Source organism: Methylobacillus flagellatus KT, assembly GCF_000013705.1.
In the GTDB taxonomy this organism is placed as follows: Bacteria; Pseudomonadota; Gammaproteobacteria; order Burkholderiales; family Methylophilaceae; genus Methylobacillus; species Methylobacillus flagellatus.
Window position 1 is genome coordinate 1,656,805 of sequence record NC_007947.1, and the last position, 21,365, is coordinate 1,678,169.

Below are 21,365 nucleotides of genomic sequence, written 5' to 3' on the forward strand. Positions count from 1 at the left end.
AACCGCGCCAATGGCATCAACGCCACTTGACTTTATTTGAAAGAACAGTCCGGCTTCCGGGCTGTTCTTTTCGTTGAGCCACATGGTCGGTTGCTATTCCGTTTTCCCCTCTGCCAATCTATATCCTCATCACTCATGAAACCATACCCTCTCCTCCGCTGCCTGCTTTTGTATCGCCATATGCCATACAAATTTGCCTTGACTGCTGTCTTGTTCACCCTCGTCAATATTGGCATGGCGTGGCAGCTGTGGCTGGTCGGCCAGGCGGTCAACGATGTCCAGAGCGGCAATGCCATTACCAGGCTGGCAGATGGCAGCCTGGAATACTCTCAAGCAATGCACTGGGTTGTTTTATTGCTACTGGTCGCCTTTGGCAGGGGCATCTTGCAATATGTCGGCGGATTGATGTCCCTGGTGATTGGCCAGGACCTGCTCACCATCCTGCGCGAACGCATCCTGCAGCAGGTACAGCGTCTGGACCTCGCCTATCATTGGCGCCATGGTATGGGAGAAATGGTCACACGCACCACGCGGGATGCCGATAAAGTGCGCGACGCATTGATCAACTTCTGGCGGCAGGTGTTCGAGGCCAGCCTCTGGGTACTGGTTTCTGTCGCCCTGCTCTCCTGGTACCACCCATGGCTGGGCTTGGGCACGCTGGCATTCACACTGGGCGGCATCACGCTGTTCGTGACGCAGACTGAAAGACTGGTCACGCTGGATCGTACCGTAGGCGCGGCCTACGACGCCGTCAACCAGGAGTTGAGCGAGGGCGTGAACGGTGTGCGCGTCATCAAGTCTTTTGGCCTGGAGCAGCAGCGCATCGCGATTTTCACGTCGCGGGTTCAAAGCTTCATGCAGAATGCGCGTGGCGCATTGGCCTATGCCGCCTCGCGTATTCCATTACCCCAGACGGTGGTGGCCTTGAGCCACGTCTGGATCCTGGCGTTAGGCGCCTATCTGGTGCAGCAAGGCGCGCTCAATATCGGCGAACTGGTTGCCTCCGTACTGGTCGCCAATGCGCTGGTGTTTCGTATCGAGGGTATCGGCCGGGTGATCCAGATTTTCGCCGATGCGCGCGCCTCTGCCGCCCGCATCTGGGAGTTGCTTGATGAGCGGCCGACAATCAAATCCGGCACCGATTCCATTCCAGATGGTGCATTGGGCATCCGCTTGAATCGTGTGGCCGTCCAATCTCCTGGCCAAGGCAATGCAATATTGCAGGATTGCGATTTGGAAGTCGCCCCAGGCGAGGTGGTGGCAATCGTGGGCATGACAGGTTCAGGCAAAAGCAGTTTGGCGGGATTGCTACCCCGTTTGCTGGATGCAGATGCCGGCAGTGTGGAAATCGGTTCACCCTGGGCTGGATGGAAAAACATAAAGTCATTTAAATTAAATGAATTAAGAAAAAAAATTAATGTCGTTCCTCAAGAAAGTTTCTTGTTTTCCGACACATTGGAAGCCAATCTGCGGTTAGCCAAGCCGGAGGCAAGCGAGCAACAAATCCTGCAGGCCCTGGAGCAAGCAGGCGCAACGGAAGTGCTCGACCGCCTCAGCAACGGCCTGCAGACCAGAATTGGCGATCGCGGCATCACTTTGTCCGGTGGGCAGCGGCAGCGCATTAGTCTGGCACGCGCATTTCTCGCGGAGCCTTCCATCCTGGTGCTGGACGATGCCACCAGCGCGCTGGATGCCATTACCGAGCGTCAAGTGCTGGATAACATCCGCAAGCTGCGCAATAGCAACGGCCAGCCCATTACTGTCATCCTGATTGCCAGCAAGCTTTCCACCATCCTGCTCGCAGACCGCGTCGCCATGCTCGATCAGGGCCGCATCAGCGCCCAGGGCACACATGAACATTTATCCGCCACCAATGCGCAATACCGCGACCTGCTGGGAGTCAGCCATGGCAAATGATTTCCGCGGCGACAAGCCGCTTAATGACATCGAGCTGGAACAGGCCTTCGCCCGCAAAAAGCTGGATCGCAGCATGTTCTGGCGCCTGCTGCCGCTGCTACAGGATGTGAAGGGCCGAATTCTCGTCGTCATCCTGCTCGAAATCATTCTGGTGGGTGTGATCTTCATCCGCCCGTGGTTCCTGCGCGAGGTGATCGACAACGGCTTCCTCCAGACCGCGCAAGGCATCGTCCTCAATACCCCGCTGCTAGTCTGGATGTCGGTCGCCACCGGTTTGAGCTGGGCATTGCGCTTTAGCTTGGGCAGCTATTCGCAATACCTCGCCGGCACGGCGGCCATCGACATCCTCAACAAGTTGCGCATTCGCGTGTTCAGCCATGTGCAGGCGTTGAGCGTGCGCTACTTCGACCAGACCAAGGCAGGCCGCATCATCTCCCGCGCCGACCGCGATATCGATACGCTGGAGCCCTTGCTGGTGCAAGGTCCGCCCGAGCTGTTCTCGGCGGTGTTGCGCCTGGTCGTGGCCTCGCTGGCCCTGTGGTGGATTTCGCCCAAACTGTTTTTAGCCCTGGCCAGCATCGTCCCTTTCCTCATTCTGGGCACGTGGCTGTTCAAGCGCATCTCGGAGAAAATCTGGGGCCGTGTCGCCGAGGCGCGTGCGCGCTTTACCGCGCACTTGGTGGAAACCGTCTCTGGCGTGCGCATCCTCAAGCAGACCGTCAACGAGTCTAGCAACGCACGCCGTTATCGCGGATTACTGGAAGACTTCAACAATATCCTCATCAGGGGGTCCATGAAGTCAAGCTGGTTCCTGCCGTTGACGCAAGTGCTCAGCATGGTCGGCATGGCTCTCCTGCTCATGGTAGGCGGTATCGGCATTGCCGACCAGGAGATGACAGTCGGCCAGCTCGCGCAAAGCCTATTCTACGTCCAACTGTTCCTCGGGCCGCTGCAGGAGCTGAATGATTTGTTTGAGCGCTACACTTCAGGTGCTTCATCGGCGCAGCGCATTTTCCTGATGCTGGATACCGAGCCTGAAATCCAGGACCCGGCAATGCCCTCGACGCCTGAGCAGGAATCCGGCAAGGTGGAATTCGACAACGTTGTTTTCGGCTACCAGCCGGAAAAGCCCGTCATCCGCGGCTTCAACCTCGACATTCATCCGGGCGAAGTATTGGCGATCGTCGGGCCGACCGGGCATGGGAAAAGCACATTGGTACAGCTGCTGACGCGCTTCTATGAAGTCAATGCGGGCGCGGTCAGGATAGACGGCCAGGATGTGCGGGAGTATGCGCAGCAGGATCTGCGCCGCAAGGTAGGCATCGTGCTGCAGGACAACGTCCTGTTCTCCGGGACAGTGCTGGACAACCTGCGGCTGGCAGCGCCTGGAGCCAGCGACGAAGCCCTGATTGCCGCCACACGCGAACTGGGTGCGGATGAAGTGCTGGAGCGACTGCCTGAGGGCTATCGCACCCAAGTCGGACCGCTTGGCGCATTCCTCAGCCACGGGCAGCGCCAACTGGTTTGCCTGGTACGCGCCTATCTCGCCAACCCATCTGTGCTGGTGCTGGATGAAGCGACTTCTGCCGTGGATATCCACACAGAGCGTCGTATCCAGGCCGCCCTGCGACGCTTGTGCGAAGGCCGCACCGCCATCATCATCGCCCACCGGCTTGCCACCATCCGGGATGCAGACCGTATTGCCGTTATCTGGGACGGCAACATCCAGGAGCTGGGCAACCACCAAGTGCTTATCCAACAAGGCGGCGCCTACTCCCGGCTTTACCAGGCATACGAAGAAGCCTCCAATACCAACAACCAGCCTGCCTAGCTCAGCCACGACCAAGGCTACTGTTTCATGACCAACAGCAGCCTTGGCTGGTGTTGCTTTACAAGCACCTGACAATACTAAAAAACATTAAAAAATTAAAACAACATATTGATAAATAAATAATTTATACAATTTAAATTTTCATGCCTGTCTTGGCATGGAACATGCCATTAATAAAGCTCCCACCTGCTCATCTGCGCAGGCTCAATTACAAGGAGACTTTTCATGTCGTCAGCAAGCTCTCAAAACACATCCGTGGATACCCTTTGGTACACACGCTGCCCGGTCCCTACGCCGCTCGGCCTCGCAGCCCGCCAGGACTGGTTCAAACAGGAATTCCAGCCGGACAACATCACGATCAACACCCTGCAAGAAACCCGCGACCCGGAACTGCTGGAGTCGCACTATGACCACAAACTGCCGCATTCCTTCCGCCAAGGCGGCAATGTCCCGGCCATCTGGGCCCGCGCCAATGGCGCAGATACCAAGGTCATCGGCCTCAACTGGGTCGACGAAGCCCAATTGATCCTTGCCCTGCCTGCATCCGGCATCAAGGAACCCAAGGATCTCAAAGGCAAGAAAATTGCATTGCCATTGAATCGCATCAGTATCGACCATCAACGCGCCAGCGCACTGCGCGGCATCGTCGTCACGCTGGAAACAGCAGGACTTTCCACCACGGATGTGGAATTGATCGATGTTGAAGTGCCGCAATCCGCGCCTGGCTTTAGCTGGGGCAATGGCACCCGCGTTGCCTATGCGACCGAGCTGGAAGCGCTCAAGAGCGGCAAGGTTGATGTCATTTTCACCAAGGGCGCGCGCGGTTACGAAGCCGCCGAAGCCAACGGCCTGACCATTGTCTACGACGTACGTCACCATCCCGACCCGAAAGTCCGTGCCAACAACGGCGCTCCACGCCCCATCACGGTCGACGGCGAACTCCTGCGCCAGCGCCCTGACCTGGTAGCCCGCTTCCTGCGCCGCATCGTCGATGCAGGAGACTGGGCAGCAGCTCACGAGTCTGAAACCGTGGCCTACATTGCCAAGGAGTCCGGCTCTACCGACGAGTACGTGCGCAAGGCCTATGGCAACGACATCCACCTGCACCAAGGCACTGACCTGAACCCAGAATTCATCGCCGCGCTGGAAGGCTACAAGAATTTCCTGCTGGAATGGGGCTTCATCAAGGCTGACTTCGATGTCAAAGCGTGGATAGATCCTGCCCCGCTGGCCGAAGTATTGCGCTCGCTCTCACAAAAAGCGGCATAATAAGCATATAACAAATAACCATAACAGCTACAGGTGCTGTATGGTTAAAATCGAGGCAGCCTTCGTACGATTGAGGGCTGCCTTATTTCATGATTGATGGCCCGGTGTAAAAGCTTGGTGGTCGTCAATGCAAGTTCAAAGAACCAATCAGGAGGCCTCAAACATGGCAACACTACGCTTGGGCGATACCGCGCCCGACTTCACCCAGGACTCCAGCATCGGCCCTATCTCCTTTCACGAATGGCTAGGCGATAGCTGGGGAATCTTGTTTTCCCATCCGGCCGACTACACCCCGGTTTGCACGACAGAGCTTGGTGCGACTGCAAAACTTGCTGAAGAATTCAAGAAACGTAACGTCAAACCCATTGCGCTTTCCGTCGACCCGGTAGAGTCTCACAAGGGCTGGATTACTGACATCAACGAAACACAGGGCGCCGAAGTCAATTTCCCCATCATCGCCGATGCCGACCGCAAGGTGTCGGAGCTCTACGATCTGATCCACCCCAACGCCAGCACCACCGCCACCGTGCGCTCCGTCTTCATCATCGACCCGAACAAGAAAATCCGCCTGACGCTGACCTACCCTGCCAGCACCGGCCGCAACTTCAACGAAATCCTGCGCGTGATCGACTCGCTGCAACTGACCGAATACCACAGCGTTGCCACCCCAGCCAACTGGGAAGACGGCGACGATGTCGTCATCGTGCCATCGATCACCGACCCGGAAGTGCTCAAGCAGAAATTCCCCAAGGGTTACAAAGCCGTCAAGCCTTACCTGAGGCTAACTCCCCAGCCCAATAAATAAACGCTGTACCTACTTAAATGCCCGGCCTGTCCGGGCATTTTCATCTGATCGATTACCGAAAATCGGCATTCATTGTCAGCGCATCTTGGCGAAGCGGTATGGGAATAATTGATTCAAAAAGAAAATTTCAGACCATAAAAAATATGGCCAAAACCGGCATCGAAAATCTGTGGTTTTTTTGCAGAAAATAGTTGACCACTCCCCGCCAGGCCAGTATAGTAGCGGCTTCTCGATTCCCCGATAGCTCAGTCGGTAGAGCAACGGACTGTTAATCCGTGTGTCCCTGGTTCGAGCCCAGGTCGGGGAGCCAAACAGGAAAAGGCCCACAGCAATGTGGGCCTTTTTTGTTTTTCCTGCAAATGTTGCGTTTCCGTATTTTATTTCATCAGCACCGTGTTGCTTGGTTGCAACACTTGATGTCTAATTCCAAGCTACATCTTGGGAGGCATTTCTAGACTGCTTAGCTCCATTCGCTGATATATTGACGCGGCGACACTAGGCGTGCTGGTTTCCACCCTGGCCTACGAAGCTTTCAATTTCATTACACTTAACAAATCTAATTAAATTCAAAATTCAGCGCCATGATTTATCTCAATATTTTTCTCGTCGCATTCGTGGCGTTTGCTCTGAGCATGGTGTGCGGAGGTGGTGCCGGGCTCTTGCTCATTCCCATCCTGGGTTATGTACTGCCAGCCGCCCAGGTGCCTGCAGCCCTTTCCATCGGAACATCCGTCAGCTCATTGACCAAACTTTACCTGTTTTTCCGGCAGGTCAATTGGACCATCGTGAAGCACTTCCTGCCATCCGCGCTGCCAGGCGTGTTGATCGGTGCATGGCTGTTGAGCTATCTCGCCCCCATGTATATAGAGTTATGCATGGCGGTCTTCCTTGTTTCCAATTTGCCTTATCTATTCAGGAAAGAGCCCACCGCTAGCAAGGACAAGCCACGGTATTCCAATCACTTCCTCAAGCTCATCGGCTTTCTGGCCGGTTTTATCTCCGCCTTGACTGGAGCCGTGGGAGTGTTGTTCAACGGCGTCTACCTGCGTTACGGGCTGGCGAAAGAAGAGATCGTCGCTACCCGGGCCGCCAATGAGCTCATCCTGCACCTAGTCAAGTTATGCTCCTATGCCTCACTTGGGCTGTTTACGCTGGAGGCGTTCAATCTTGGCATCCTCGTCGCAATGGCCGCCATCGTCTCGACTTACCTGATGAAATATGTCCTGCCGCGAATATCCACCCGGATTTTCAGCAAAATAGGCTACGGCGCCATGGTGCTGTCGGGCATATTGCTACTGAATAGCGCCGTGGTCAGGATACAGGAGGCACATCACCCCCACATTGACATCATCAGGGTATCAAAAGGCTACGATGCGGCATTCAGCTGGAACGACTTGATCTACACCATCGAGTTCAAGTACGGGGAGGGTTTCGAATTCGAAAAAATCATTCCATTCTCAGACCTCGACCCGTCCAGACAGGCTCATGTACTTTCGCAAGACGTCGGGGCTGCAAAGATCGTGATCGAGAAGGTCTATGCCTTGAAGAAGATGTCGTACGAAGCGTATTACTATGACCAGGACGATCAGCTGATCAAGAAAATCAAGTTTCCATAGCCCTTGAAAAAGCAAAGGCCTGCATTTCCGCAGGCCTTTGAATCAGGTGCTGGCGACCATGCCTCAATGCGCAACGACCTCGACAATCGCAGACTGGATCATGTCAGCGCTAAAGGGCATGCCCGCGGCTCGCAGGGCCACCACGAGATCGTCGATTTCATGCACCTTGCCGGAATCATCGTTGGCAATCAGCTGGTTATATTCCATTTCATCCATGATGCGCTCCTCAATTCAAGTGGTGAGTCGATCATAAGCAGGCCGTGTGAAGGCTGTATTACAAATACCCCCGATATGCCCTCAATAGTCTGATCGAACTAATCCTGCCCCGCCAGGGATTCGATCGCACGCATGCCCTGCTGTACAATGCCCCCATACCCAGAGCCAGTCTCCTCCCATCATGCTGCCCGCTTATGTACTGTTAGACCTCGAAACCACTGGCGCAACGCCCGTCACTGACCGTATCACTGAGATCGGCCTCATCCGCTATGAGAATGGCATCGAGGTGAAGCGCTGGCAGACTCTGGTGAATCCTGAAATGCACATTTCGCCGTTCATCACCTCCATCACCGGCATCAGTAATGCCATGGTCAAGGACGCTCCTCTGTTCAAGGATGTCGCCAATGAATTGCTTTCCCACCTGCACGGGGCGGTATTGTGCGCGCACAATGTACGGTTCGATTATGGATTCCTCAAGAACGAGTTCAGGCGCCTGGATATCACATTGCGGCAGAACGTGCTCTGCACCGTCAAGCTATCGCGCAGACTTTATCCCGAATACAAAAGCCACGGCCTGGATGCCATCATCGCTCGCCACGGCATTGCCTGCGCTGCCAGGCATCGCGCCATGGGCGATGTGGAAGTCATGGCGGAATTCCTGCACATTGCAGAAGCCGAGCATGGACTCGAGGCATTGAGGACTGCAGCCGGGGAGCTGCTGAAGGGCCAGTCGCTGCCCGCAGGCATCGACCCGCAATTAGTGGACGACATACCAGAGGCGCCCGGCGTATATATCTTCTATGGCGAAAACGACCTGCCCTTGTACATTGGGAAGAGCGTCAACCTGCGTAACCGCGTGCTATCGCATTTCAACAGCGATCACGCGCGGGCGCGCGGCATGCGCATTACCCAGGAGATCAAGCACATCGAATGGATAGAGACTGCCGGAGAATTTGGAGCGCTGTTGCTGGAAGCGAGACTGATCAAGGAGCGTCAACCGATACATAACCGGCAGTTGCGACGCGAGCAACAGCTTTGTTCCTGGCATCTGGCGCCTTCTGCCACGCAACATCCGCTGCTGACCCTGGTCGCCCAGGACGAAATGACACAGGACCTGCTGGGCGAGCTCTACGGGACCTATCGTACCAAGCGCCAGGCCATAGAAGCGCTGCGCCAGCTTGCCCTGGTGCATGGGCTTTGCCCACAGTATCTAGGGCTGGAAAGCGGCAATGGGCCGTGTTTTTCATACCAGCTCAAACGCTGCAAGGGAGTATGCTGCCACCAAGAGCCGCCGGAAATGCATTACCTGCGCCTGAAGCAGGCACTGATCAGCCATCGCTTGAAATCATGGCCCTATCCCGGCAAGATCGGCATCCGCGAAACCAATCCCAAGCGTGGAAAATCCGCAGTACATGTGTTTGAGCACTGGTGCTACCTCGGCTCGGCGGATGACCATGACAGTCTGGATATCATGCGCCACACGAAGACGGCATTCATCTTCGATATCGATACCTACAAACTGCTGTTAAAACAGCTCAACAAACCCGGGGTGCAACTGTTACAACTCTAATTTAAAATTCCTGCCCAGCCTCATAGGCGTGATACAGCGCGGCATAGTGCCCGCCCTGGCGCATCAACATATGGTGCGTCCCCTGCTCCACTACCTGGCCGTCGCGAATGACGGCAATGCGGTCGGCGTCGCGGATGGTGGCAAGCCTGTGGGCAATGATGATGGCGGTGCGCCCCTCGCACAATCGTCGCAAGGCGTGCTGTATCTTGCGCTCGGTCTGGATATCCACGGCGGAAGTGGCTTCGTCAAGGATCAGGATGGCTGGATCTGCCAGGTAGGCCCGCACCAGGCAGACCAGTTGCCGCTGCCCATGGCTCAGGTGGCTGCCCAAGGCGCCCACTTCCGTCTGGTAGCCATGCGGCAAGCGGCTGATGATGTCGTGCACGCCTAACGCCTCAGCCGCTGCGACCAGTTCCTGTTCGCTGGCGTGCGGCCTTGCCAGCCGCAGGTTGTCTATGATTGTGCCGCTGAACAAGACATTGTCCTGAAGCACGACACCGACATGATGGCGCAACTCATGCTGCGCCACAGACTTCACATCCTTGCCGTCAACCAGCACCGAGCCGCCCTGTACTTCATAGAACCGCGTCAGCAATTGCACCAGTGTGCTCTTGCCATGGCCGGTAGGACCGACGATCGCCAGCACCTCACCTGCTCCCACCTTGAGATTCAGATGGCGTATGACCGGGTTCTCGCCGTCCGGGTGATAGGAGAACACCACATCGCGGAACTCGACATCGCCCTTCACCTGCGGCAACGGCATCGGGTGCTCGGCATCGCGGATCTCCGGCTGGGTGTCGAGCAGCAGGAAGATACGCTGGGCAGAGGCCACTCCATTGATGTAGCGCTCGAACAAGTCGCCCAGCTCCTGCAACGGGCCGAGGAACATGAAGACATAGAACATGCTCGCGGCCATCTGCCCAAAGCTGATATGTCCCAGGGCGACTTCGCGGCCGCCGAAAACGATCAGCAGCATCATGCCCAAGGTTGTCAGCACGCCGGTGAAATGCGAGAACCAGCCCGACATCAGGGTATTGCGGATCAAGGCGTCGATGAAGTCCTGGATCAGCGCGCGGTAGCGCTCACGATTGTTGTCTTCCTGTACCGCCTGCTTGATCAGGCGCACGCCGGCCACTGTCTCCACTAGATGCGCAGTGAAGCGGGCGCGGTTTTCCGCCACCCTGGCGTAATTGCTCTGCGCCAGGTATTTGAACAACCATGTCGCCCCGAACAGCAGGGGAATCACGGATGCCAGGCTCAGGAACAACACCGGCGAGGTCAGCCACAACAATGTCCCGGCCACCACACTGCGCAGCAAGGCCGACAGCAGCTCGGGCGGCCCTTGTATCATCAACGGCTCCAGGCTGTCGACATCGCGGTCTATACGCGAGACGATGCGGCCGGACTTGGTACGGTCAAAATAACCTATGCTCAAGTGCTGCACATGATTGAACACACTTACACGCAAGCTGTTCAACACACGGATGGCCGCCGAGCCGGAAAGGAACTGGGAAGCACCTGCTAGCCCGAAGCGCCCTGCCCAGGAAATGGTCATGCCGATCAAAGCCCACAGGATGACATGCGTATTGAGCGTATAGCTTCCCGCCATCTCCTCGACCAGGCCATGATCGATGACCTGCTCGATCAAGTAAGGCCGCAGGAACACGAGCGCGACCAATATGACCTCTGCAATAATGGCTCCAAGCACGAAATGCTTTACAGGTCGCAGCAGAGGTAGCAGACGCCAGAACATGCCTCGCTGCAATTTCTGCTGCGCCAGCATCTCCTCCAGCTCGATGTCGGACAGGACACGCAGCGCGGGTGCTTTATCACTGGCCACTGTTCACCTCCGTCAACGCCTGCACCCCCATCAATTCCCTGTATTCCGCGCTTTCCTTCACCAGGCTCGCGTGCGTCCCCTCCGCCATGATGCGACCGCCAGAAAGCACCAGCACGCGATCCGCCAGCAGGATGGTGGACAGCTTGCTGGCAATCATCAACACCGACACTGCCTGGCCTGTGTCTTCAGGCAGGCGGCGAATATTGTTCAGCACCGTACGCTCGGTCACGGCATCCAGCGCGCTGGTGGCATCATCAAGTACCAGGATGGCAGGTCTGGCAATCAAGGCGCGCGCAAGGCAGATCCGCTGCCGCTGCCCACCCGAGAGCGTGATGCCCCTGTCGCCGATACGTGTCTCCAGGCCCGAGGCCAACCGGGCCAGCACTTCCTCTGCCGATGCCATGCGTAGCGCCCACAACAATTCCTCATCGGTCGCATCCTGAGTCGCTAAACGCAAATTGCTCGCCAGGCTGTCGGAAAACAAGAACCCCTCCTGCGGCACGACGTGAATAGCACGCCTCAAGGCGTCCAGGGTAAAGTCCCGCACATCGTGCCATTGATCATCCCATCCCAGCTCGATCTTGCCGGTCTGGGCATCGACAAGCCTGGGCAGCAAGCTCGCCAGCGTGCTTTTGCCTGAGCCTGTCGCCCCGACCAGCGCCACCACCTCGCCAGGCTTGAGTTCAAAGCTACACTGATCAAGCACCGGATTCCCCCCACCTGGAGGCTCAACGCTCACATGCTGTAACCTGACGCCAAGCGCCTTGCCTTGGGGAACATCCAGCGTTCCCCCCTCAATCTCGGGCAAGGCGTCCAGCAGCTCCCATATGCGCGCAGCCGACGAACGTGCATCGGCAAACACCTGCATCACCCTTCCTACGCCTTCCACCCTGAACACCAGTGTAGTAGCCATCAACAGGGAAGCGACCAACTCGCCGTAATTCAATTGCCCGGCATGGACCAAGTAAGCGCCTGCGCCCAACACCCACACCTGCCCAAGCCCCACGACAAACTGGGGGATAGGAATCCTGCTGACCGAATAGCGCAAGGCCTCCAGGGCCTGGCTGACAAAAAAGCGGACATGCTGCTCGAACTGTGCGACGCGGCTGGCCTCCAGACTGAAGGCCTTGATCACGCGCACGCCATTCACCCCTTCGGTCAGATCCTGGTTGACGTTGTCGAAAGCCTGCCCCACGGCGCGGTCGAGCTGTACCAAATGATCGGTCTGGCGGAACAGGATGTAGAAACCCATGGTCGTCAACAGCAAGGGGCCAATACCCAGCAGCGGGTGATACCAGAACAGGAAGCCAACAGCGGCAATAATAATGAAAGAAGTATCGACAACTTGGCGCCAGAAGCTGATCAAGGCATCGCGCAGCTTGTCCGCGTCGCGCGTGGTGCGCGTCACGATCTCGCCCGCGCCATGCAGCCAGTGGTAGGCCAAGTCCAGGCGCTGCACCTGCACCAGGATCATTTCGCGCAAATATCCCAGCAAGTCCTGCTGGATCACCAGCGATAGCCAGCCGACAAAGTACATCAGCAGCGCGCGGCCAGCGGCAATGCCCACGATGACCAGCAGCCAGTGCCAGGCGACGCTGGCGTCCAGATTGCCCGCCGCGTCTACGATGACGGCAACGCCCTGCTCTACATCATGCACCGCACGCGCAATCATGCCTTGTTGCCACACCAACATGAAATTGGCAAAGGCAAACAGGGCGGTGGCTATCCAGAATCGTACGGGAGTGCGCCGATAGAGCCACAAGCACCGCAGCAAGGGGTAGGAACGGAGATTCACAAACTGGGCTTTCACAAGACAAGGTTATGCGCCATGCCCGGGAAAAGCAGGCATGGCGACGGTTCAGGCACTGTATTATATTGCTTAGCGCTAGCGCAGGTTGCGCCAGCGGAACAGATAGCGTCCCACCTGTTGGATGAGCAGGTTCATCAGGTAGCCCAGCAGTCCGATCAGGGCGGTGAGAATGATCAGGATATCCATGCGAGAGGCGGCCTGTGCATTCATCATGATATTTCCCAGGCCGGCGCCGGCGCTGAACAGGATCTCGCTGCCGATCGTTGCCAGCCAGGCAAACGCCAGCGCAAATGACACCCCGGTAAAGATGCTTGGCAATGCCGCAGGCAGGAGTATCTTGAAGAAAGTCTTGCTGCGCCCCAGCTTGTAGACATCCCCCACCTCTTTATACTTCTCCTCTACCTGGTGCAGGCTTTCGTAAGTCGCCAGCACCATGGGATAAAATGCCGACAGGCACACCACCAGCAACTTGGACGGATCGCCATTCCCCAGCCAGAGACTGAACAAGGGCACCAGCCCCATCAGGGGTACCTGGCGCAGCATATGGTACAGAGGCCCGATCAATATATCTGCCACGCGCCATAATGCCATCACCGCACCAACTCCGAAGCCGATCGAGCCGCCTATCAGCAGCCCGAGAAAAGCGCGCTGGAGACTGGCAGCAACACCTTGCTGCAATTCGCCTGTTGATATGATTTCGAGGAAGCCATGGTAGATCTGCGAGATAGAGGCGAATGCATAGGCATGTTCAGCACTCTGGCGTGACATCACTTCCCACACCAGCAGCAATGCAAGCGGAATCAGCCAGCCGCGGCTGCTTTGCAAAATTCGGTATCTGGATAAAGTTTGCGTTGTCATTTTGCTTCAACCTTGCGCCACGGAATCAGATTGGCCTCGCCCCACTTGAATAGGCGGTCAATGCCAAAACCGATGAGTCCGGTCAGCACCACGCCGACCATCACGATATCAATGCGGAAAATCTCGCGCCCCATCTGCATCATATGGCCGAGCCCGCTATCGGCTGCCAGCAGCTCGGCTGCTACCAGGATGGTCCATGAGCGCGCAAATGCGATGCGGAGCCCGGTCAGGACGGGAGGCAGGATTGCAGGCACCACCATCTTGGCATACAAGCTGCGGTTAGGCAGCTGATACGCCTGCGCCACCTCGAAATAATGTTTGGGTATGCCCTTGGTCGCTTCGTAGGACGCCAGCGCCACGGTGAAAAAGGCCGCCTTGGTCACGATGGCAATCTTGAACAGCTCCTCGATGCCGAACAACAGAATGAAGATCGGGATCAAGGCAATGCTCGGCACTTGGCGCAATGCCTGGAACAACGGGGAGAAGAAATCCTCCACCGTGCGCGACAATGCCATCAAGATACCGAACAACAGCCCTGAGCTGGCACCAATCAGGAAACCTATTCCCAAGCGTGACAGGCTCACTGACAAATGCGCCCATAATTCACCCGAACCCAGCAGTTCATGCAGGCTGGCAAGCACCTCCCATGGAGAAACCAGCAATTGGGGAGAGAAAATCTCCAGCTTGGTCACCCCTGCCCATAGCAAGAGGAACACAACCGGGGAGATGAATGCCGCCAGTCGCAACCTGCTGCGGCGACGAAACACCGGGTCGGCCTGGTTGATGCCAAGTGCGACCCTGATACCTATGCTCATGAATATAGCTCTTTCCCGCTAGATAATAGAAGCCGCTAAACCGCGGCTGACAAAACGCAGTGAACCCCTCCGCCAGGTGCTCTGCCGGGTAACCGTAGTAGCGCTCGGCAGAGCACCATGCAGGAGGTTGTTGTAACCGCTCTCGTTCTTATTCTGCCTGGGTCAGCACGGCTAGCTTGGTGATGCCGGCGCGCTCGATGGAGGCCATGACTTTGGCGACAACGCCGTAGTTCACGGCTTCGTCAGAGCTCAAGTGCAATGCCAGGTCGGGGTTGGCCGCATGACGCGACTTCAACTCGGATTCCAGTTGCGCCACCGGCACCTCTTGCTTGTCCACGAAGATCTTGCCTTCTGCATCCACGCTCACTGTCACCGGCTTTTTCGGCTCGGGTGGCTGCGTGGCTGCCGTCTTGGGCAGGTTCACTGTAATCGCATTGTTGAGTACCGGAATGGTGACGATGAACGCCACCAGGAGCACCAGCATCACATCCACCAAGGGGGTGATGTTGATTTCGCTCAATACGTCATCTGATTCACTACTGGTCGAGAAAGCCATTATGCAACCGCCTCATTTTTCAGGTTAACCACGGAAGAAGAACTTTCTTGCCTGGTTGAGCCAAGCTCGACGGGCTTGCTACCGGCAAAATTAGCCTTGCGGGAAAGTCGGATCAGATCGGCGGCAAAATCGTCGAGATCGCCGTTGATCAGTTTGAGCCTACGAGTGAAAAAATTGAATGCCAGCACAGCAGGTACCGCAACCGCAATCCCGAGACCCGTCGCTACCAGGGCTTCGCCGATCGGCCCGGCCACAACTTCCAGGCTGGCTGAGCCCAGCGCACCGATATTCGTCAGTGCATTCATGATCCCCCATACCGTGCCGAACAGGCCGACGAATGGCGAGGTGCTGCCAATACTGGCCAATACGGCAAGGCCGCTATCCAGGCTGCGGCGCTCCTTGAGAATTTGCTGGCGCAGGGAGCGCTCGAGCAGGTCCTGGCGATCGCCGGTATGCTCAAGGTCGTGGGAGGCATGGCTGTCTATATCGCGCAGGGTGTTGAAGCCGGCCTGTGCCACACGTGCCGCAGGACCGTCGACATCCTGGATCTCGGATGCGGCAATGATATTCGGCGCACTCCAGAATGCCTTCTTGTAACGCTTGGTCTGGCTGGCTGCCCGCCAGTGCTGGTAGCCCTTGACCAGCAACAGCGTCCATGTCACGACAGAAAAGGCAATCAGCGCATAGAGCACACCATCAACAATCAATGAATTGGATTCTGCAATATCAAACATCTTTAATGTTCCTTCAAATATTTACGTCAATTAAGGTTTATGAAGCCAGCTTGAACTCAATTGGCACGGTGGCCCAGCCATCTATCGGCGTATTGCCACGCTTGGAGGGTGCGAATTCCCAACCTTTCACGGCTTCTATCGCGGCCTCATCCAATGTCTTACGGCCGCTGGACTGCTTGATCTCCACGCTCTGCACCTTGCCGTTGGCCAACACTCGAACCCTCAGCACTACGGTACCCTGCCATCCCTGCCGTTGCGCGAAGGATGGATACTTTGGTGCAGGATTGTTCAAGTAGCCCGCATAGCCCATAGCCTCGGTCACTGGTTCCTCAGCGGGCTCAGGCGGCGGTGGTGGCGCGGGCGGCGCCGCCTCTACTGGCTCAGTGGTTCTTTCCGCCGTGGTGTTTTCCTGCACCACAATATCGTCCGGCTTGATATCAGGCTCGGCCTCCGGCGTTTTCAGCGCCGGTTGCGGTTTGGGTTGTGGCGGCGGCTGCTTCACCACTTTCTTGGGCGGTGGCGGCGGAGGTGGCGGCGGTGGCTTCACCTCAGGGGGCGGCTCGATCACCGGCTTGATGATCTCGATTTCCACCGGCCGCGGCTTGGGCACGATCGGCGTATGGTCAGCATTAATATAGAAGTAAGCCCCGGCCACATGCACAGCAATCACGATCAAGCCCAAGGCCAAGTAGTTTCGGCCGCCGCCCGGGGAGGCCAACTCTTGCTGAAGTTCTTTCTGGCGCAGGTAAAATGCCTGGTCGAGCCGTTTGCCTGCTTCGGCAATGCGCTTCGATGGCTCATCCTTTTTCTGCAGGAAGTCGCCGCTCTCAAGCAAGCCGCCAGCAGGCCTCAAGGCAGATGTAGACACGTATATCCTCCTTTTATGTCGTATTGCAATGTGCTAGACGAAATCTGTCAGCACGTCATCCTTGATACGCTGAAATTCCAGACTGGAACGTACGCGCGGCCGTGGCAGATCAACAGGAACTATGCGCTTGATGCGCCCCGGGTGAGACTGCATCACCACGACACGATCTCCGAGGAACACAGCCTCTTCCACATCGTGGGTAACCAGGATAGTGGTCAGGCCCTCCTGCTCCCACAAGCGTTGCAGTTCCTGTTGCAGCTTCAGCCTGGTCAACGCATCCAGTGCCGCAAATGGCTCATCCAGCAGCAACAATTGAGGATGCAGCACCAAGGCCCTGGCGATCGCCACCCGTTGGGACATCCCGCCGGAAATCTGGTGGGGATACGCTTTTTCAAAACCAGACAAGCCCACCAGGTCTATCTGTGCCTGGACGCGGCGCTTGCGTTCCGCCTTGGGAACATCCGTTGCAGAAAAAGCCAATGCGATATTGGCTTCTACCGTCAGCCATGGGAACAAACGGTGTTCTTGAAACACAATGCCGCGATCGAGGTCGGTTCCTTGAATACGCTTACCCTGATAGACGATGTTCCCTGCATACTGGGTATCCAATCCCGCGAGCAGCTTCAGCAAAGTCGATTTGCCGCAACCGCTGGCACCAACGATCGAGATAAACTCGCCAGTGCGCACCTCCAGATTGATATCGGAAAGCACCTGCAGGCGCTCGCCTGATAGCTGGAAGGCTTTTTCAACGCGTTCTATCGTCAAGGCGACCGGTTTCAGGCTGGTCCGCTGCCTTGCCACCTCTTCATCATGCAGCACTTGTTCACGCTTGAAATTCAGCACCGTATTCAATGCACTCAATTCTTGCTTCTTTCTGCCACCTGGGCATTGAAGTGCCCTGCGGCACACTACTCCAAATAACTTTTTTTAATAACCCACAACAAAAACATATAAAGGCAATTAAAAATATATTTTGGTTATATAAATGCAATCCTCGTGCCAAATTCTCAAGAAAAATAATTTTCTATTTAAATTCATTGAATTGGGAAATATTCGCTCTTCTACTGACAGCAAAACTGTTTCCATGGCAACAAAAATCGGCCCCAAGTGTTTCCATGGAAACAGATATCGCTGATGCAAATGAAACAGTGCCGATGAATCAAAGGCGTTATATTGCTTGTAATTGAAAATGGTCGGACATGGCCCTGACACTGTTGTGACACCTCAAGGCCAAGATCCAACCGATACTGTTTTTACAGCAGAGCGCCTCACCTGGATCGCTTCCCTGAACGCTCTTGGGTGCATTTAGTTCGGAGTCCAGAAGCCCTCAAGTTTGAGTTCCTTCAATGCCGTGGCAACAAAATGCGGGTTGAGCATCTGCTGAACATCCGCTTGCGTTCGCGTCAACCCGGATGCCTGCGCATAGGCGACTGCCTTGCGATAATGTTCTTGCAAGGCTACATCGTAGAGCGGCGACCAGCGCTGGCGCCAGCTCACATTATCTTGGTCATATTCTCTGCGGTTCACGCTTTCCGGATAGATCTTGTTGGAATATTCCCGGATGTAGGTTTCCTTGTTTTCATCCTGCGCTACCCAGTGCACGCTTTTCAGGTAGGCAGTGACGATGGCCTGGGTTATCTCGGGGTTCTGCTTTACAAAGTCATTGCGCGCCCACACACCGCCCATCAGTTTCCAGTCCACTGGCGCAGTCTTGGTCGACCAGATAATTTTGCCCACCCCCCTGTCTTCAAGGATGTAAGAGTCAAACAGGCTGAAAAAACCATCGACAGTACCGCTCGCCAAGGCGGCAGCACCGACTTGCGGATTGACATTGACGATCTTGAAGTCCTTGAATGTCAGGCCTTCGCTCTGCAACAGGTTGGAAAAAGCCAGCTCCCATGGGCGGCCGCGGTGCAAGGCGATCTTTTTACCCTTGAGGTCCTTGATGCTCTTGGCTGTCGAGTTCTTGGGCACAACCAAATAGGAATTGGAAGTCGTGCCCCAAGGCGCCACCAGCTGCACAGTGGGTTTGCTTGCATTGAGGATGATAGGCGGCAGATCGCCATAGATGCCAAAATCGATCTTGCCGCTGGCAAAACCTTCATTGATTACGGGACCAACAGACGCCATCGCCGCAGGCACCCATTCCACCTTGATACCCTGCTTGCGCAGCTCTTCCGGGAAAGCACCATTGACAACAAGAGAGGCACTACCGGCATATACCGTCTTGCCGCCGACGTTAGTCGCCACCGAGGCGATACGGACAACCTTGAGATCTTCGGTATGGGCTGTAGGGAAATAGCCCAGGAATGCTGCCAGCAACAAGGCGGGCAAAACGGTCAACCTCATCATTTTCCCTTAACCTCTACTGAACTGAGCTGAGCCTGATTGATCTGCTGGCTTTGCCAGTAGTGCTCAAGATTCAGCTCTTTGAGCGCATGTTCGACAAACTTTGGGTTGAGCAATTGATCCAGCTTGACTTCGTTGCGCACCAAGCCTGATTGTTTGGCATAACTCGCCACTCGTTGGTAGTGCGCTTTCAGGGCGTCGTCATAGAGTGGAGACCAACGGTCTTTCCAGGCGACAATGTCATTGTCGTAATCCTTGCGCACTACCTCTTCCGGCAAGGCATTGGTGGCATATTCCTTGATGTATTTGTCCTTGTTCGCATCCTGGGAAGTCCAGTAGTTGGTTTTGACATAGGCAGTCACGATGGTCTGGGTAAGCTCAGGATACTTATGGACAAAATCATTGCTGGCCCATAACCCGCCCATCAGTTTCCAGTCGGGGGGCGAGTTTTTGGTAGACCAGATGATGCGCCCGACCTTGCGTTGCTCGAGAATATACGCATCATTCAGCCCAAAGAACCCGTCTACTGTGCCGCTTGCCAAGGCGGCGGCACCGACCTGAGGATTCACGTTGACGATTTTAAAGTCCTTGAAGCTAAGGCCCTTGGATTCGACCAAGTTTGCAAACGCAATTTCCCATGGCCGGCCACGATGCAAGGCAATGCGTTTGCCTTTCAAATCTTCGATCGTACTGGCCTTGGATTTTGCAGGCACCACAAGATAGGAGTTGCCGCTACGCCCCCAGGGCGCCACTAATTGCACAGTGGGCCTGGAGGCATTCAGGATCACCGGAGGCAAATCACCATAAGAAGCAAAATCGATTTTACCGCTGGCAAAGCCTTCATTGATGATCGGCCCCACAGCGGAATGAGAGGCAGGCACCCACTCGATTTTCACGCCTTTTTTTGCGAGTGCCTCTTCCAACCCTCCTTCAGTCAATACTGCTGCGCCATTGAGGTAAGTGGTTTTGCCCGCAATGTTATACACCACTGCTGCAATCCGCACGACCTTGGGTGTTTCCTCGGCAAGGCTGGCAAAAGCCGGCAATGCCATCATGGCAGCCAGCGCCAGATGATAAATTTTTCTATGCAACATTCAACTCACTCCAAAACATGTCGGGCCTGCTTAACAATCCAGTGCGGGGTTCGAAACTCATGAAAATCCAATGAAAAACAGTGTGTTCACCCGCAGTCGGGTAAAACACACCGGTTAAAAGACTGGCTTGAATACCATGACTACCGACCAAGATCAGGCAACCTTGGCCTCCAGCTGCCTTTTGGCTTCCTGCAATGGGCGTTGATCCACCCATGCGTCAAAGTCGAAATCACGGTCAAGCAGGCCATAAACCCACATAAAATCCTTCTGTTTGCGGAATAGCGCGAGACGGTCAGGCGTCAATGTCGGTTCGAGGTTGAGGTGAAAATCGTTGCGGTATGCAGTCGCTACGCTCTCGGCCCCAGCAAAGGTCTCATCCTGAAGAATCGCATGCACACCCTGAAGATTATGCTTGGCCCAATCGGCCGCACGCAAAGTCTGGTAAAGGAAGCGGACCACGAGGTCGAAATGGTTCTCCAGCAAATCCTCGTGCACGGTGATGGGCCGCGGCGTGCCATTGTTCACCCTTACACGCTTGTCGGGATAGCTATCGAGGTCGATCCCGACCACAACACCTAAGCGCTTGGCCGCCTCGACAGCGGAAGCGCCCTTGACGTAAACCGCATCGAGATTTCCTGCAACCAGCTCATCCAAACCGGCCCACAGACTGCCCACCACTTCACGACTGCGCCTGCCATCTCCCCGCCCTTGCCCTGCCGCAGCCACTTCGACAAGTTCGACATCATCCAGGGTCAACCCTGCAATGCCGAGTGCGCCTTTATAACCGTGCAGGCTCATGCCGCGCGCAATACTGCTACCGCGCACATGATCCTTGATCGGGTGGTCAACGAATGCAGGCAACGCCAGCCGCTTGCCCTTGAGCTGGTGCGGCTCGGTAATACCGGAATCAGGTCTCACCAGAATCGCCTGCCATTCATCTATCCATGTCAGGCCGATCAGGCGAGTAGGCGCATATTGCGCGCGAGCTGCGATCGCCAGCAAGCTGCCGCCCTCACGGATGAGCGTAGGCAATTGATGGTCATAGTGATGCCGGTTATATTCCCGCGGACCATCCTGTAATGTAGAGACGGCAATACCATCTTTTGCAAACTCTTCATCCAGCCAACCCAACTTGTAGGCAATACCGGTCGCAGTCGGCACAGGGCAACGGGTAAACCAGATCCTGTCCACCCCATTGATCAACTCGCTCATGACCG

General features: G+C 56.0%; 19 protein-coding genes and 1 tRNA gene. 8 read left to right on the top strand and 12 right to left on the bottom strand.

The genetic code is table 11. From position 1 onward, the window contains the following. Positions 1-135: 135 nt before the first annotated feature. The 6 genes from MFLA_RS07935 (at position 136) to MFLA_RS07960 (ending at position 7,438) form a co-directional block, all read left to right on the top strand. Positions 136-1,917 (top strand): ABC transporter ATP-binding protein, encoded by a 1,782-nt coding sequence (locus MFLA_RS07935; RefSeq protein ID WP_011479770.1) that lies wholly within the window; start codon positions 136-138, stop codon positions 1,915-1,917. Next, the gene (locus MFLA_RS07940) at positions 1,907-3,748 is read left to right on the top strand and encodes an ABC transporter ATP-binding protein (RefSeq protein ID WP_011479771.1); all 1,842 of its coding nucleotides are present in this window, start codon (positions 1,907-1,909) and stop codon (positions 3,746-3,748) included. The genes MFLA_RS07935 and MFLA_RS07940 overlap by 11 nt, the downstream gene beginning before the upstream one ends. A gap of 225 nt (positions 3,749-3,973) precedes the next feature. Beyond that, entirely contained in the window at positions 3,974-5,017 is a 1,044-nt protein-coding gene (locus tag MFLA_RS07945) for an ABC transporter substrate-binding protein (protein WP_011479772.1), read from the top strand. A 163-nt stretch (positions 5,018-5,180) separates the two neighbouring features. Next, a complete protein-coding gene (locus tag MFLA_RS07950) occupies positions 5,181-5,822 on the top strand; it encodes a peroxiredoxin (protein WP_011479773.1) in 642 nt (213 codons plus the stop codon). A 234-nt stretch (positions 5,823-6,056) separates the two neighbouring features. Next, positions 6,057-6,132, top strand: a tRNA-Asn gene (locus MFLA_RS07955). Positions 6,133-6,403: 271 nt separating this feature from the next. Then, positions 6,404-7,438: a sulfite exporter TauE/SafE family protein gene (locus MFLA_RS07960; protein ID WP_011479774.1), complete on the top strand. Its 1,035-nt coding sequence runs from the start codon at positions 6,404-6,406 to the stop codon at positions 7,436-7,438. A 63-nt stretch (positions 7,439-7,501) separates the two neighbouring features. Here the strand turns inward: MFLA_RS07960 and MFLA_RS14550 are convergent, their stop codons facing one another. Beyond that, the gene (locus tag MFLA_RS14550) at positions 7,502-7,654 is read right to left on the bottom strand and encodes a hypothetical protein (protein ID WP_195741976.1); all 153 of its coding nucleotides are present in this window, start codon (positions 7,652-7,654) and stop codon (positions 7,502-7,504) included. 181 nt (positions 7,655-7,835) lie between these two features. On the opposite strand from MFLA_RS14550, the gene MFLA_RS07965 reads away from it, so the two are divergent. Next, a complete protein-coding gene (locus tag MFLA_RS07965; RefSeq protein ID WP_011479775.1) occupies positions 7,836-9,224 on the top strand; it encodes an exonuclease domain-containing protein in 1,389 nt (462 codons plus the stop codon). Position 9,225: 1 nt separating this feature from the next. Here MFLA_RS07965 and MFLA_RS07970 read toward each other — a convergent pair whose 3' ends face one another. From MFLA_RS07970 to MFLA_RS08005, 8 genes are all read right to left on the bottom strand, one after another. Then, the gene (locus tag MFLA_RS07970; RefSeq protein WP_011479776.1) at positions 9,226-11,064 is read right to left on the bottom strand and encodes an ABC transporter ATP-binding protein; all 1,839 of its coding nucleotides are present in this window, start codon (positions 11,062-11,064) and stop codon (positions 9,226-9,228) included. Beyond that, positions 11,054-12,757 (bottom strand): ABC transporter ATP-binding protein, encoded by a 1,704-nt coding sequence (locus tag MFLA_RS07975; protein ID WP_195741977.1) that lies wholly within the window; start codon positions 12,755-12,757, stop codon positions 11,054-11,056. Before MFLA_RS07975 ends, MFLA_RS07970 begins: the two co-directional genes overlap by 11 nt. 192 nt (positions 12,758-12,949) lie before the next feature. After that, positions 12,950-13,699, bottom strand: coding sequence for an ABC transporter permease (locus MFLA_RS07980; protein ID WP_229407032.1), 750 nt, complete (start codon positions 13,697-13,699; stop codon positions 12,950-12,952). Between the two features lie 29 nt (positions 13,700-13,728). After that, positions 13,729-14,547 carry an ABC transporter permease gene (locus MFLA_RS07985; RefSeq protein WP_011479779.1) on the bottom strand — a complete coding sequence of 273 codons (819 nt, stop codon included), beginning with the start codon at positions 14,545-14,547 and terminating at the stop codon, positions 13,729-13,731. Between the two features lie 148 nt (positions 14,548-14,695). After that, entirely contained in the window at positions 14,696-15,103 is a 408-nt protein-coding gene (locus MFLA_RS07990) for an ExbD/TolR family protein (protein WP_011479780.1), read from the bottom strand. Beyond that, on the bottom strand, positions 15,103-15,837 hold the full coding sequence (locus MFLA_RS07995; RefSeq protein ID WP_011479781.1) for a MotA/TolQ/ExbB proton channel family protein: 735 nt from the start codon (positions 15,835-15,837) through the stop codon (positions 15,103-15,105). The genes MFLA_RS07990 and MFLA_RS07995 overlap by 1 nt, the downstream gene beginning before the upstream one ends. 37 nt (positions 15,838-15,874) lie before the next feature. After that, positions 15,875-16,705 carry an energy transducer TonB gene (locus MFLA_RS08000; RefSeq protein WP_011479782.1) on the bottom strand — a complete coding sequence of 277 codons (831 nt, stop codon included), beginning with the start codon at positions 16,703-16,705 and terminating at the stop codon, positions 15,875-15,877. Positions 16,706-16,738: 33 nt separating this feature from the next. Continuing rightward, positions 16,739-17,566, bottom strand: coding sequence for an ABC transporter ATP-binding protein (locus tag MFLA_RS08005; protein WP_229407033.1), 828 nt, complete (start codon positions 17,564-17,566; stop codon positions 16,739-16,741). On the opposite strand from MFLA_RS08005, the gene MFLA_RS14555 reads away from it, so the two are divergent. Beyond that, on the top strand, positions 17,557-17,892 hold the full coding sequence (locus MFLA_RS14555) for a hypothetical protein (RefSeq protein WP_195741978.1): 336 nt from the start codon (positions 17,557-17,559) through the stop codon (positions 17,890-17,892). The two genes, MFLA_RS08005 and MFLA_RS14555, sit on opposite strands and share 10 nt — an antisense overlap. A 118-nt stretch (positions 17,893-18,010) precedes the next feature. Here MFLA_RS14555 and MFLA_RS08010 read toward each other — a convergent pair whose 3' ends face one another. The 3 genes from MFLA_RS08010 to MFLA_RS08020 form a co-directional block, all read right to left on the bottom strand. Further along, positions 18,011-19,057 carry an ABC transporter substrate-binding protein gene (locus tag MFLA_RS08010; protein WP_011479785.1) on the bottom strand — a complete coding sequence of 349 codons (1,047 nt, stop codon included), beginning with the start codon at positions 19,055-19,057 and terminating at the stop codon, positions 18,011-18,013. Then, the gene (locus MFLA_RS08015; protein ID WP_011479786.1) at positions 19,054-20,148 is read right to left on the bottom strand and encodes an ABC transporter substrate-binding protein; all 1,095 of its coding nucleotides are present in this window, start codon (positions 20,146-20,148) and stop codon (positions 19,054-19,056) included. Before MFLA_RS08015 ends, MFLA_RS08010 begins: the two co-directional genes overlap by 4 nt. Before the next feature lie 153 nt (positions 20,149-20,301). Next, positions 20,302-21,360 carry an ABC transporter substrate-binding protein gene (locus MFLA_RS08020; RefSeq protein WP_011479787.1) on the bottom strand — a complete coding sequence of 353 codons (1,059 nt, stop codon included), beginning with the start codon at positions 21,358-21,360 and terminating at the stop codon, positions 20,302-20,304. Positions 21,361-21,365: the final 5 nt, after the last annotated feature.